At 24.0% G+C, this 13,179-nt stretch carries 15 protein-coding genes and 3 tRNA genes; 11 read left to right on the top strand and 7 right to left on the bottom strand.

All coding sequences use genetic code 11. The features are described from left to right. Positions 1 to 9: 9 nt before the first annotated feature. A complete protein-coding gene (hslU, locus tag AB4W55_RS02140; RefSeq protein ID WP_367672805.1) occupies positions 10 to 1,338 on the bottom strand; it encodes an ATP-dependent protease ATPase subunit HslU in 1,329 nt (442 codons plus the stop codon). Between the two features lie 12 nt (positions 1,339 to 1,350). Beyond that, the gene (gene hslV / locus AB4W55_RS02135) at positions 1,351 to 1,881 is read right to left on the bottom strand and encodes an ATP-dependent protease subunit HslV (RefSeq protein ID WP_367672460.1); all 531 of its coding nucleotides are present in this window, start codon (positions 1,879 to 1,881) and stop codon (positions 1,351 to 1,353) included. Positions 1,882 to 2,094: 213 nt separating this feature from the next. Between hslV and rpmE the strand changes: the two genes are divergently transcribed. Continuing rightward, the gene (gene rpmE, locus AB4W55_RS02130; RefSeq protein WP_367672459.1) at positions 2,095 to 2,298 is read left to right on the top strand and encodes a 50S ribosomal protein L31; all 204 of its coding nucleotides are present in this window, start codon (positions 2,095 to 2,097) and stop codon (positions 2,296 to 2,298) included. A 171-nt stretch (positions 2,299 to 2,469) separates the two neighbouring features. On the opposite strand, the gene AB4W55_RS02125 is transcribed toward rpmE, so the two are convergent. Both AB4W55_RS02125 and AB4W55_RS02120 read right to left on the bottom strand, forming a co-directional pair. Further along, positions 2,470 to 2,542: transfer RNA gene (locus tag AB4W55_RS02125), tRNA-Gly, on the bottom strand. 223 nt (positions 2,543 to 2,765) lie between these two features. Then, a complete protein-coding gene (locus AB4W55_RS02120) occupies positions 2,766 to 3,209 on the bottom strand; it encodes an Hsp20 family protein (protein ID WP_367672457.1) in 444 nt (147 codons plus the stop codon). A 332-nt stretch (positions 3,210 to 3,541) separates the two neighbouring features. Here AB4W55_RS02120 and miaA point away from each other — a divergent pair, with 332 nt between their 5' ends. The 8 genes from miaA (at position 3,542) to dut (ending at position 10,156) form a co-directional block, all read left to right on the top strand. Then, complete coding sequence (gene miaA, locus AB4W55_RS02115) at positions 3,542 to 4,477, top strand: tRNA (adenosine(37)-N6)-dimethylallyltransferase MiaA (protein ID WP_367672803.1); 936 nt, start codon at positions 3,542 to 3,544, stop codon at positions 4,475 to 4,477. A gap of 71 nt (positions 4,478 to 4,548) precedes the next feature. After that, complete coding sequence (locus AB4W55_RS02110) at positions 4,549 to 6,117, top strand: anthranilate synthase component 1 (protein ID WP_367672455.1); 1,569 nt, start codon at positions 4,549 to 4,551, stop codon at positions 6,115 to 6,117. Next, positions 6,118 to 6,696 carry an aminodeoxychorismate/anthranilate synthase component II gene (locus tag AB4W55_RS02105; protein WP_367672453.1) on the top strand — a complete coding sequence of 193 codons (579 nt, stop codon included), beginning with the start codon at positions 6,118 to 6,120 and terminating at the stop codon, positions 6,694 to 6,696. It abuts the gene before it with no gap. Between the two features lie 169 nt (positions 6,697 to 6,865). Beyond that, complete coding sequence (locus AB4W55_RS02100) at positions 6,866 to 8,164, top strand: adenylosuccinate synthase (RefSeq protein WP_367672452.1); 1,299 nt, start codon at positions 6,866 to 6,868, stop codon at positions 8,162 to 8,164. A gap of 234 nt (positions 8,165 to 8,398) precedes the next feature. Then, a complete protein-coding gene (gene rpsF / locus AB4W55_RS02095) occupies positions 8,399 to 8,887 on the top strand; it encodes a 30S ribosomal protein S6 (RefSeq protein ID WP_367672451.1) in 489 nt (162 codons plus the stop codon). Positions 8,888 to 8,929: 42 nt separating this feature from the next. Beyond that, positions 8,930 to 9,157, top strand: coding sequence for a 30S ribosomal protein S18 (gene rpsR / locus AB4W55_RS02090; RefSeq protein WP_367672449.1), 228 nt, complete (start codon positions 8,930 to 8,932; stop codon positions 9,155 to 9,157). Between the two features lie 26 nt (positions 9,158 to 9,183). Continuing rightward, on the top strand, positions 9,184 to 9,639 hold the full coding sequence (gene rplI / locus AB4W55_RS02085) for a 50S ribosomal protein L9 (RefSeq protein ID WP_367672447.1): 456 nt from the start codon (positions 9,184 to 9,186) through the stop codon (positions 9,637 to 9,639). Between the two features lie 52 nt (positions 9,640 to 9,691). Continuing rightward, the gene (gene dut / locus AB4W55_RS02080) at positions 9,692 to 10,156 is read left to right on the top strand and encodes a dUTP diphosphatase (protein ID WP_367672801.1); all 465 of its coding nucleotides are present in this window, start codon (positions 9,692 to 9,694) and stop codon (positions 10,154 to 10,156) included. A 31-nt stretch (positions 10,157 to 10,187) separates the two neighbouring features. Here the strand turns inward: dut and pyrE are convergent, their stop codons facing one another. Beyond that, positions 10,188 to 10,844 carry an orotate phosphoribosyltransferase gene (gene pyrE, locus AB4W55_RS02075; protein ID WP_367672446.1) on the bottom strand — a complete coding sequence of 219 codons (657 nt, stop codon included), beginning with the start codon at positions 10,842 to 10,844 and terminating at the stop codon, positions 10,188 to 10,190. A gap of 81 nt (positions 10,845 to 10,925) precedes the next feature. Further along, a tRNA-Ile gene (locus tag AB4W55_RS02070) sits at positions 10,926 to 10,998 on the bottom strand. A gap of 177 nt (positions 10,999 to 11,175) precedes the next feature. Between AB4W55_RS02070 and AB4W55_RS02065 the strand changes: the two genes are divergently transcribed. Both AB4W55_RS02065 and sbcB read left to right on the top strand, forming a co-directional pair. Beyond that, positions 11,176 to 11,248 (top strand) — tRNA-Asn (locus tag AB4W55_RS02065). A gap of 223 nt (positions 11,249 to 11,471) precedes the next feature. Further along, the gene (gene sbcB, locus AB4W55_RS02060) at positions 11,472 to 12,881 is read left to right on the top strand and encodes an exodeoxyribonuclease I (RefSeq protein ID WP_367672445.1); all 1,410 of its coding nucleotides are present in this window, start codon (positions 11,472 to 11,474) and stop codon (positions 12,879 to 12,881) included. A gap of 48 nt (positions 12,882 to 12,929) precedes the next feature. Here sbcB and AB4W55_RS02055 read toward each other — a convergent pair whose 3' ends face one another. Further along, the gene (locus tag AB4W55_RS02055; protein ID WP_367672443.1) at positions 12,930 to 13,178 is read right to left on the bottom strand and encodes an oxidative damage protection protein; all 249 of its coding nucleotides are present in this window, start codon (positions 13,176 to 13,178) and stop codon (positions 12,930 to 12,932) included. Position 13,179 lies beyond the last annotated feature (1 nt).

Below are 13,179 nucleotides of genomic sequence, written 5' to 3'. Positions count from 1 at the left end.
TGTTTTAACTTATAAAATAAATCGACTTAAATCTTCATTAGATGCTAATCTATTTAAATGTTTACTAACATAGCTAGCATTAATATTAATATTCTTTTCTTGGTTATCAGATCCGTTAAATGAAATTTCTTCCATTAAGCATTCTAGAATAGTATATAATCTTCGTGCTCCTATATTTTCCATGGTTTCATTTATATGACATGAAATTTCTGCTATTTTTTTTATTCCGTCTTGCGTAAAATTAATATTTATTCCTTCTGTTTTTAGTAATTCAATATATTGTTTTGTTATAGATGTTTGTGGTTGGGTAAGGATTTTTTCAAAATCGCTTGCATTTAATTGATTTAGTTCTACTCTAATTGGTAGTCTTCCTTGTAATTCAGGTATTAAATCCGATGGTTTTGTTGTTTGAAAAGCACCAGACGCAATAAATAGAATATGATCTGTTTTAACCATACCATATTTTGTAGATACGGTACATCCTTCAATTAAAGGTAATAAATCTCTTTGTACTCCTTCGCGGGATATATCTAATCCGGTAGTCCCTCGTTGTTTACAAATTTTATCTATTTCATCTATAAATACTATACCATTTTCTTCAACTGCATGAATTGATTCTTTTTTTAACTCTTCAAGATTAACTAGTTTAGAAGCTTCTTCTTCTGATAAAATTTTTAGAGCATCTTTAATTTTTACTCTTTTAGTAGTATATCTTGGGTTATTCAAATTTTGAAAGAGCAATTGCAATTGATTTGTTAGTTCTTCCATGCCAGGTGGAGCCATAATTTCAACCCCCATGGGATTATTTGCTATTTTAATTTCGATTTCTTTTTCATCTAATTTTCCTGATTGTAATTGTTTTCTAAAATTTTCAATTGTGGTTATAGGTAGTTCTGATTGCATATTAGGATTCCAATTTTTAGCTTTTGGAACAAGTATGTCTAATATTTTTTCTTCAGCTTTTTTTTGAGCATGATAAATATTCTCTTTAATCTTTTTAATACGAGCAATTTTAATTGCTGAATCAGTTAAGTCTCGAATGATGGAATCAACTTCTTTACCTACGTATCCTACTTCAGTAAATTTAGTAGCTTCTACTTTTATAAATGGAGCATTAGCTAATTTAGCTAAACGTTTAGCAATTTCGGTTTTTCCGACTCCGGTTGGTCCAATCATGAGAATATTTTTAGGGGTAATTTCATTTTGAAGTTCTTGTTTTAATTGCATTCTTCTCCATCGATTTCTTAGAGCAATTGAAACAGCTTTTTTTGCTTTTTCTTGACCGATAATAAATTTATTTAATTCATTTACAATATTTTTGGGCGTCATATTAGACATCATATACCATCCTTATTTTTCTGAAGTGAGTTCTTTAATAGTGAATATGTGGTTCGTGTATACGCAAATGTTTGCAGCAATTTTTAAAGATTTTTTTACAATTTCATATGCGTTAAGGTTAGTATTTTTTAATAATGCATAAGCAGCAGCTTGAGCATATGGACCACCAGATCCAATTGAAATTATATCATGTTCTGGTTGTATTACATCTCCACTACCAGTTATAATTAACGATATTTTTTTATCTGCAACTGCTAATAAGGCTTCTAGTTTTTTTAATATACGGTCATTTCTCCAATCTTTTGCTAATTCTATAGCTGACTTTTCTAATCTTCCTTGATACATGTCTAATTTCTGTTCAAATAATTCAAATAAGGTAAATGCATCTGCAGTTCCTCCTGCAAATCCCGAAATCACTTGATTATTATATAATGATCTTACTTTTTTGACATTTTTTTTCATGATGGTATTTCCTAATGTTGCTTGTCCATCTCCACCGATTACTACTTTATCGTTTAATCGAACGCTTAATATGGTTGTCATAGATAATCTCTATAATTATAGTTGTTTCTGATGTATTTAATTATAAGATATTTTAGCGATATTTAAAATTAAATGATATAATTTTTATACTATTTAATGTATAAAAATTGTATTTTTAGAGTCATTAAATATTTTATATTTTATTTTTTTTAAATGATTTTATAGGTTATAATAAATGATATTGAATCATTCACTATATAAAACACTATTAATATGAAAAAAGAAATTCATCCTAAATATAATCAAATTTCGGTTAGTTGCGCCTGTGGAGAAAAAATGCATATTTTTTCAACAATCAATAAAGATTATTTAAATTTAGATATTTGTTCTCATTGTCATCCTTTTTATACAGGAAAGCAACGTATTTTAAATAGCGGAGGGCGAATTGAAAAATTTAATAAAAGATTTTTTAGTTAGATCATAAAATTTTTCCTTATATTATACTTTAATATGTATCTTTGCTGATAAATATTTATTATTTTTTAGAATAATTCATTTTTATATTAAAATGGTTTTGTAGAATTTTTAGTATTTTTTTCAATAATATTATGTAAAAATTATATTACATAAATAGTATTTATTTTTTTTAGCGGGAAACGAGATTCGAACTCGTGGCCTCAACCTTGGCAAGGTTGCGCTCTACCAACTGAGCTATTCCCGCGTGAGATGATAATATTTTTTATATTTTTATAATAACTTTAAGATTGACGTTTTGATTACATTTTAAATAGATAAATTAAAAATCTCAAACAATATTTTTATTAATGATTATTTTTTTTGTAGATATTTTAGTATTGAATACTATTTAGTAAATTATAATAAATAAATTGAATATTTTTTATTTTAATATATATGTTGACATAACATGTTTTTAATTTTTGAATTTATTTTTCTATACTAATTTTTTTAATTTTTTGTTCTTCAGGAATTTCGTATTCAAAAGTAATCTTTAGTAATCCTAATTTTAATACAGCTTTTTTGATTTTAATAGGATTGTGTAGGTTAAAGCTTATTGAAAATCTACCATCTTTAATTCCTTTATATAAGTATTTTTTATCTTCATTAATTTCGGTATTATTGGTTTCAGTTGTAGATACAGTTAATTCGTTATTTTGTATTGAAATATCTAATTTATCTTCTTGATAACCTGGAACTGATAAAATGAGTTCGTATTGATTGTTTGCATTTTTTATAAAATTATAGTCTGGTAGATTTGATGCTATTTGTTCGCCAGTTAATTTGCTAAAAATTTTATCAATTTGATTTAATCGTTCTGAAAATAAATTATTTGTTAATATTGGACTAAATGAGATAGCATTATAAGACATGATTTACCTCTCTATTTTTATTAGATTAAATATTATTATTGATTTTTAATCTCTTGATGGTTTTATTTTTCTTCTATTAAAGTATATAGGGTTGATTATTTTTTTTTCAAGTCTAATTCCTATTTTTTTTTATAATAAATTATTAAATTTGATATTTTTAGAAATTTATTTGTAATAATTTAAAATATTATTTTAATTGAAATATTTTTTTAAAATGTTTTTATATTTTAGTATAGTATTTTTTATTTTTCATGTAATTAATTTATGATATTATATCATTTAATATATTGCGGTATTATATGAATTTTTTTAAACCATTTGTTATTTTTTTAATGGGACCAACAGCTTCAGGTAAATCTAATTTAGCCATGAAGTTAAGAAAGTATTTACCTATAGAATTAATTAGTGTAGATTCTGCGTTAATTTATCGTTACATGAATATTGGAACTGCAAAACCAAATTGTTTACAATTATTAAAACACCCTCATAGATTAGTGGATTGTAAGGATCCTAGTGATTTTTATTCTGCTGCAGAATTTCGATTAGATGCGTTAAGAGAAATAGAAGATATTTTATATTCGGGTAAAATTCCGTTATTAGTTGGTGGTACAATGTTTTATTATAATATTCTATTAAATGGAATTTCTCATCTTCCGAAATCTAATTTTCATTTAAGAAAACGAATATTATCTTCTAATATTTATAATAAAAGTAATTATTTATATAATTATTTATTTAAAATTGATTCAGAATCCTGCAAGAATATCCATCCTAATGATTCTCAAAGATTATTAAGAGCATTAGAAATATGTTTAATTACGGGAAAAAAATTTAGTGAATTAAATAAAATTAAAAATCATAGATTTCCATATAAGCTTATACAATTCGCTCATATTCCTGATAAAAAATATTTACATTATAAAATTAAAAGTAGATTTTATAAAATGTTACATCAAGGATTAGAATTAGAAGTTAAGAGTTTATTTTATCGAACTGATCTAAACATTAATCTTCCTTCTATGCGTTGTATTGGTTATCGTTATATGTGGTTGTATTTATCTAATATGATTACTTATCACGAGATGATTGTTAAATCTCTTTCTGCTACCCGAAAATTAGTAAAAAGACAAATGACATGGATTCGAAATTGGAAAAATGTGCATTATTTATATACAACTGATGTTCATCAATTAATACAAGAGGTTTTAAATGTATTAAATGAGATTGAATGTTTAAAAAATCATAAAAATTCTTTATTTAAAAAGTAATAATTATTATTAATAATGCTTTTTTGAAGTAACATGATAAAATAAAAATTATTTTTAATAAAACATATTATATGAATGTAATTAATTTTCGATCAGAAATTCAAACTATCATACTTGATGCTTCTTATAGATCTAATCCTGCTGCAGCATTTTATGAAATTTGCGGTCAAAAAAAACATACTTTATTATTAGAATCTGCAGAGATTAATAAAAGAAAACAATTAGAAAGTATGATGATTATAGATACGGCAGTACGTATTATGGGATTTAAAAAAACTGTGATTTTTGAATCATTTTCAAAAAATGGTCAGTATTTATTAAATCGATTATCAACTATTCTTCCTAAAACGGTAAAATTTAGTTTTTATAAAAATAAAGTAAAATTAGTGTTTCCTAATTTTAAAAAAGATTTAGATGAAGATAAAAAGATACATTCTCTTTCAGTTTTTGATTCTTTTAGGTTTATTTTTCAATTAATTAAATCTCCTTTAAATCAACCAAAAGCAGTTTTTTTTGGTGGATTATTTTCATATGATTTAATTAATAATTTTGAATCATTACCAGATTTGAAGAGTATTCATCAATGTCCTGATTTTTGTTTTTATTTATCAGAAGTTTTGTTAATCATTGATCATTTAAAAAAAAATAGCATTCTTCAGGGTAGTATATTTTATGAAAATGATTTTGAAAAGTTAAGAATTAAAAAGAGATTATATAATATTTATAAAAAATTGAATCATTCTCCTATATTAATTCCAGAAAAAAAAGTTTTTCCTTCTCCTGTTACATGTAATTTTAGTGATATGGAGTATAAACATATAGTTAAAAATATGAAAAACTATATAAAAAAGGGGGAAGTTTTTCAGGTTGTTCCTTCTAGAAAATTTTCATTATTTTGTCCTTATCCATTATCTGCTTATTATCGATTAAAGTTGAATAATCCCAGTCCATATATGTTTTATATGCAAGATAGAAATTTTATATTATTTGGATCGTCTCCAGAAAGTTCTTTAAAATATAATCCTAAGAACCGAAAAATAGAAATATATCCTATTGCTGGTACTCGACCCCGAGGTACTGATAAATATGGAAAATTTGATCTTGATTTAGATAATAGAATTGAACTTGAAATGAGAACCAATCATAAGGAGTTAGCGGAGCATTTGATGTTAGTAGACCTAGCTCGTAATGATTTAGCAAAAATTTGTATTCCCGGTAGTCGATTTGTATCCAATTTAACCAATGTTGATCGGTATTCTCATGTTATGCATTTAGTATCTAAAGTGGTAGGAATTTTAAGATATGATTTAGATTTTTTACATGCTTATGCTGCATGTATGAATATGGGTACATTAAGTGGAGCACCGAAAGTGAGAGCTATGCAATTAATTTCTCAAACGGAGAGGTTAAAAAGAGGAAGTTATGGTGGATCTATTGGTTATTTTACAGAATCCGGTATATTAGATACTTGTATTGTTATACGTTCTGCATATATTGAACATCAAATTGCAACTATTCAATCTGGTGCTGGTATTGTATTAGATTCTATTCCTGAAGAAGAGTCTTTAGAAAGTCGTAATAAAGCTCAAGCTGTAATAAATGCTATTATTCAATCCAATTATCTACAGGATTCATTGTAAATGAAAAATATTCTTTTATTAGATAATTTTGATTCTTTTACATATAATATTGTTGACCAATTACGTATTAATAATCATAAAGTTATAATTTATCGTAATCAAACTTCCATAGATATTATTATTTCAGTTTTATCTCGTATGCGTGATCCAATTATTTTACTTTCTCCAGGACCAGGTAATCCTAAAGATGCTGGTTGTATGTTAGATTTATTAGATTATGCTATTAAAAAAATACCTGTAATTGGTATCTGTTTAGGGCATCAAGGAATTGTAGAATATTATGGAGGGAAAATAGAATATGCTGTAGAGATTTTACATGGAAAAACGTCTTTAATTCATCACGATGGAAAAGACATGTTTTTTCAACTTCCAAATCCTTTACCTGTCGCTCGGTATCATTCTTTAATTTGTAAAAATATACCAAATTCACTAGTTGTTAATTCCAGGTTTAAAAATATGGTTATGTCTGTTCGGAATAATTCTGACAAAGTTTGTGGATTTCAATTTCATCCAGAATCTATTTTAACTACATATGGTTCAAAGTTACTGAATAATACTTTAAATTGGGCTCAAAAATAGTTAATCAATTATTTTTTAAAACTTTTAAATTTTTTAATTTTTAATTTAATTTATATGTATGAATTTTATAATTTATTATTTCTAATATTTTAGATTAAAGTAATCTTTTATGGATATGTGAAATATATTATTTTATATAATATTAAATATTTTTAAGGATCATTACGTAATGAATAAAAATTTGGTAGTTTTGGGGATGCAATGGGGAGATGAAGGTAAAGGTAAAGTTATTGATTGTTTATCGAAAAAATTCCATTATATTGTTCGTTATCAAGGTGGGCATAATGCTGGGCATACGTTATTAGTGAATGATCAAAAAATTGTATTACATCTAATTCCGTCTGGTGTGCTTCATAAACATACAAAACTTTTTTTAGGCAATGGAGTGGTGATTTCTCCTATAGATTTTATTAAAGAGATAGATATATTGTCTTCTTATAATATTTCTTTAGAAAATCGTTTATTTATTTCTAGAAATTGTTTTTTAGTATTAGGTTATCATATTAATATGGATTTAGCTCGAGAAAAAAAATTAGGAAAATATCTTATTGGTACTACTGGTAGAGGAATTGGTCCAACTTATGAAGATAAGGTTGCTCGCCGAGGAATTACTGTTGGAGATCTTTTTAATGAAGATTTATTATCTCAAAAGTTAAAAAATAATATTGATTATTATAATTTTCAGTTAAATCATTACTATAATTATAGTACTGTTAAATTTGATGATATATTTTTAAATTTAATAAAGTACAAAGATATTTTGCTTTCTAAAGTAAAAGATATTCCTTATTTATTAAATTATTATAATGATACTGAACCAAAAAACATTCTATTTGAAGGGGCTCAGGGTGCATTATTAGATTTAGATCATGGAACTTTTCCATATGTTACTTCTTCTAATACTACAATAGGAGGTGTTTTTACTGGATCTGGTGTGAATTTAAATAGTATTAATTGTGTTTTAGGTATATTTAAGGCGTATTGTACGAGAGTAGGTTCTGGTCCTTTTCCAACAGAATTAACTGATGAACTTAATTCTTATTTTGTTGATAAAGGAAAAGAAATAGGTTCGACTACGGGTCGTAGAAGACGTACCGGTTGGTTAGATTTAGTTCTTTTATCAAGAATGGTAAGTTTAAATTCTGTTTCTTCATTATGTTTAACAAAAATAGATGTTTTTGATGGTTTATCGGAGTTTAAAGTTTGTATTGGCTATCAGAATTATGACGATTTAAATGTTTTAAGTATGTCTTCTTCTGTTTTAGATTGGAATTCTATCAGACCGGTTTATAAAGTTTTTTCTGGTTGGAAAACTTCATTATTGGGAATAACTAAATTTTCTGATTTACCAACAGAAGCAAAGTATTATATTCATTATATTGAAAATTTTGTTGGAGTACCGATTAATATTATTTCTACAGGCCCCGATCGTTCTTCAATAATTATGGTTCGAGATATTATTAACTAAATATTTAATAGATTTTCATTAAAATTATATATTGTAATAAAATTATTATATTTTTATTCCTTGATTTAGATAGCTTATTTGATTCTTCATGATAGTTTAATTTTTTAATTGAATTTTTTAATATAATACGATATATTAAATTATTACTATCAAATTTATACATTTCCTTGTTATTTTATATTAAATTTTAATTTAATAAATATAACTATACATCCATAAGGATTATTATTACATATGCGGCATTATGAAATTATATTTATGATTCATCCTGATCAAACACTAGATCAGGTCAATAAGATCATTAAAAAATATAAAAAATTTGTAAAAAAGAATCACGGTATTTTGCATCGTCTTGAAAATTGGGGAAGACGTCAATTAGCTTATCCAATTAATCACTTACATAAATCATATTATATATTGATGAATATTGAAATTTGTTCTCAACATATTCAAACTTTAGATCAAAAATTTCGATTTGATGAGTTTGTTTTTCGAAAACTTATTATTTGTATGAAAAGAAAAGTCACTTCTGTATCTCCAATATTAAAATTAAAAGATGATACTAAAGATACTAAAGATACTAAAAATACTAAAAATACTAAAAATACTAAAAATACTAAAGATACTAAAGATACTAAAGATACTAAAGATACTAAAGATACTAAAGATACTAAAGATACTAAAGATAAGAAAAGAAATGTAATTTCTAATAAAATTCTTTAGAAAATAATAATATATTAATATTACTTTTATTCCGAGGTTTAAATGGTTCGTTATTTTCGAAGAAGAAAATTTTGCAGATTTACGGTAGAAAAAATTAAAGAAATTGATTATAAGGATATTGTAATATTAAAAAATTATATTACAGAAAATTGTAAGATTATTCCCAGTAGGATCACAGGAACTCGTTCAAGATATCAAAGACAATTATCTCGTGCGATTAAACGTGCTAGATATCTAGCTTTATTGCCTTATACGGATCAACATCATTAATATAATATATTTAGAAAAAGGAAAGTATGAAAATTATTTTATTAAAAACTCTCAAAAATTTAGGTGATATTGGAAAGGTAATCGAAGTTAAACCCGGTTATGCTAGAAATTATTTAATTCCTACTGGAAAAGCTATTCTAGCAACTTTAAAAAATATCAAATTTTTAGAACAAAAAAAATACCAGGAAACTCAAAAAATTCAATCAAAAATTATCGAAGTTCATAAAAGAATTAATCAAATAAAATCCTTGGGTACTGTGCGTATGTTTGTTCAGGCTAGAGAAAAAGGAAGAATTTTTGGTTCTATTGGATCACGTGAACTTGCTAATTACATTACTAATTTAGGTGTACCAGTACATAGAAAAGAAATTATTTTAGAATGTGGTTCTATTCGTCAATTAGGTAATTATAAGGTATGTTTTAAACCTCACAAAACAGTTTCTCATATAATTACGGTAAATATATCTTTAAAAAATAAATAATTATTTTTTATTTTAATAATATTTTTTTATGATTGATTTTTTTTATAATTTTATGAATCCTATAATTAATTTAATAGTATTAAATAAACGATTTTTAGAACAATTTTCATGTTTACAATATTCTACTTCTGGTTCTTCCGCTATTGATTTAAGAGCGTGTTTAATACAAAAAAATGTTATTATTTTTCCAAATCAAGTTATTTTGATACCAACAGGTATTGGTATTTTTATAAAAAACCCACTCATTACAGCAATGATTTTACCTCGTTCTGGTTTAGGTCATAAATATGGTATTATATTGGGTAATTCAATTGGTTTAATTGATTCTGATTATCAGGGTGAGCTAATGGTTTCTTTATGGAATCGAAGTGATAAAAAATTTTTTATTCATTTTGGTGATCGTATTGCACAATTAGTTTTTGTTCCAATTATTAAGCCAGTTTTTAATATAGTATCTAATTTTAAATATAAAACAGACCGTAATGTAAATGGATTTGGTTCTTCCGGTATAAAATGAATAATTTTATTGATTCTTTTAGTTAATTAAATTACTGATGTATTCCGTATGATTTTTGGTAATCTTGGATTTTTTTTATTTTTTCTGGATATATTTTTTTGAGAGAGAGATATTCAATTAGGTCATATATATTAATAATTGAAAATACATTGCATGAATATTGGTTTTTAATCTGTTCTATAGCGCTATTTTTTTTTATTGTGCCGCGTTCTCTTCTATCTAATGCTACGAATATATTAGAGATAATATTATCATTACTATTTTTTTGGATAATTGATATAGATTCCTGAATAGTTATTCCGGATGTAATTACATCATCAATGATAATTATATTTTTTTTTTGGATATTATTTCCAACGATAATTCCCTTTTCGCCATATGTTTTAATTTCTTTTCGATTAAATGTATATTTTAAATTTATATTGTATTTTTTATATAATATAATTGCTATTGTTGTTGCGATAGGGATACCTTTATAAGCTAATCCAAATAAAATATCAATTTTTATTGGATCTCTTATAATCATATCTACATAAAATTGACTTAATTTTAATAAATCTGATCCTGTGTAAAAATATTTTGAATTGAAGAAGTATGGACTATTTCTGCCAGATTTTAATTTGAAATTTCCAAATTGTAAAGCACCTTTTTTTAAAGAAAATTCAATAAATTTATTTTTCCACGTCATATATTACTCACATGTTATATTTTAAATATATTTTTATTTTTAAAGACGGAATGAAATGTTTTATAATATAAAATATTTTTTTGGCCCTTGCTGGATTTGAACCAGCGACCAAGCGATTATGAGTCGCCTGCTCTGACCACTGAGCTAAAGGGCCTAATAAGTCTATTATAAATCAAAATTTCAATATAATCTATATTTATTATTAATTAATTTGAAATTTTAATAACATATTTAAATTAGATAATAATTTAAGATTATTATTTTTTTTTACTTTTATATAGTATAAAATTTTTGACAAAATTGTAGATAATTGCTATAATAAAAAAAATTATCCTCTGTAGTTCAGTTGGTAGAACGGCGGACTGTTAATCCGTATGTCACTGGTTCGAGCCCAGTCGGAGGAGAAAGAATTATTTTAAATACTTTTTTATAAAATTAAGATTTTTATTAATTATATATTATTTTGTTTACATAATTATTTTAATTTATTATCATCTTGAATGACTATTTTTTTAAATTTTATATTTTTATTATAATATAATTATTATATATTTTATCAATAGTTGATTAATTAATTTTTATCAACTATTGATGATTTCATTAAAAATATAAAGATAGTTAGTATTTATGACAATAATAAATTTTTTATTTTATGATTATGAAACTTTTGGAATCAATCCAGCATTAGATAAACCATCGCAATTTGCATGTATTAGAACTGATCAAGATTTTAATATCATAGATAATATTTATTCCATTTATTGTTCCCCTCCTGATGACTATTTACCTAATTTAAGATCTGTATTAATTACCGGTATTACTCCTCAATATGCTATTTCGAATGGAATAAACGAATATTATTTTTCAAAAAAGATTTATGATATTTTTTCTGTTAAAAATACCTGTATCATTGGTTATAATAATATTCGTTTTGATGATGAATTTACTAGAAATATATTCTATCGAAATTTTTTTGATCCTTATGGTTGGCATTGGAAGAATAATAATTCTCGTTGGGATTTAATAAATATTGTTCGATCATGTTATGTTTTTTGTCCTAATATTTTAGTCTGGCCAAAAAATAATGGATTACCTACCTTTAAATTATCTCATTTAACTGATGCAAATAATATTATTCATAGTAAAGTTCATAATGCAAGTTCTGATATTTATGCAACATTAGAATTAGCAAAATTAATTAAATCAAGAACACCTAAATTATTTCATTTTTTGTTTTCTTATCGTATTAAAAATCGTTTAAAAATGTTAGTGAATCAATCTTGTTCTTTTCCTTTAATTTATATTTCTGCATGTTTTGGAAATGCTAGGAATAATATGAGTTGTATTTTCCCTATTTTTTGGAATGTTCAGAATTTAAATATGTTAATTTTTTTTGATTTATATATGGATATTAACCAATTAATTATATATATTAAAAATAAAAAGAATTATAATAATTTTACTATGAAAGATCTTAATTTATTAGGAATAAATATTTTATATATTAATCAATGTCCTGCTTTATTTCCTATTAATTTTTTAGATCGAACGAGATTCTTAAAATTTGGAATTAATATAGAAAATTATTTATTAAAGATATCTATTTTAAAGAAGAATTTAAATTTATTTAAACAAATAGATTTTTTTTTTAGAAATTATAAGTATCAGAATAATTCTGATGATGTGGATTTACAAATTTATTCATCTTTTTTTAATCAGTATGATATATCTTTAATGAAAATGATACATTGTAATATACCTCTTAATTTACAGAATATAAATTTTAAATTTTCTGATTTAAAGATTTATGAAATGTTATTTCGGTATCGAGCGCGTAATTTTCCTTCGATTCTAAATAATATTGAAAAAAAAAAATGGTTATTTTATAGATTAACTAAATTTAATCAATTATTTTTACATCAATATTTTTTAGATTTACAAGATTTAATTCTTAAATATGCTAATGATTTTAAAAAAATTCAATTATTGTATAATTTATTGGAGTATTTGAATAATTTTTTTTTAATTAAAAATTAAAAAATTAACATCATATATAAAAGTATTTTGATATTTTTGATATTTATTCTAATTAGAAAGATGATTACTATTATGGAAGAGAAAAGAAATCATGTTTTTTTCGATTTCTTTGTAATCTTTGGAATGGTTCATATTTAATTTTTTTTCATTAATGATTTTTGTTTGTTGAGATATCCATTTTTTCCACGCTTTTTTTGAAATATGTTGATATATTTCTTCTCCTATTTTTCCAGGATATATTTTATATTCTTGTCCTTCTAGTATTTTTTTAAAAAATTTACAGAAAATTATTCTCATA

Source organism: Buchnera aphidicola (Symydobius americanus), from assembly GCF_964059135.1.
Taxonomy (GTDB): domain Bacteria; phylum Pseudomonadota; class Gammaproteobacteria; order Enterobacterales; family Enterobacteriaceae; genus Buchnera_L; species Buchnera_L aphidicola_AJ.
The sequence above is the reverse complement of the archived record's forward strand: the minus strand, read 5'-3'. Positions and strand labels throughout refer to the sequence as shown.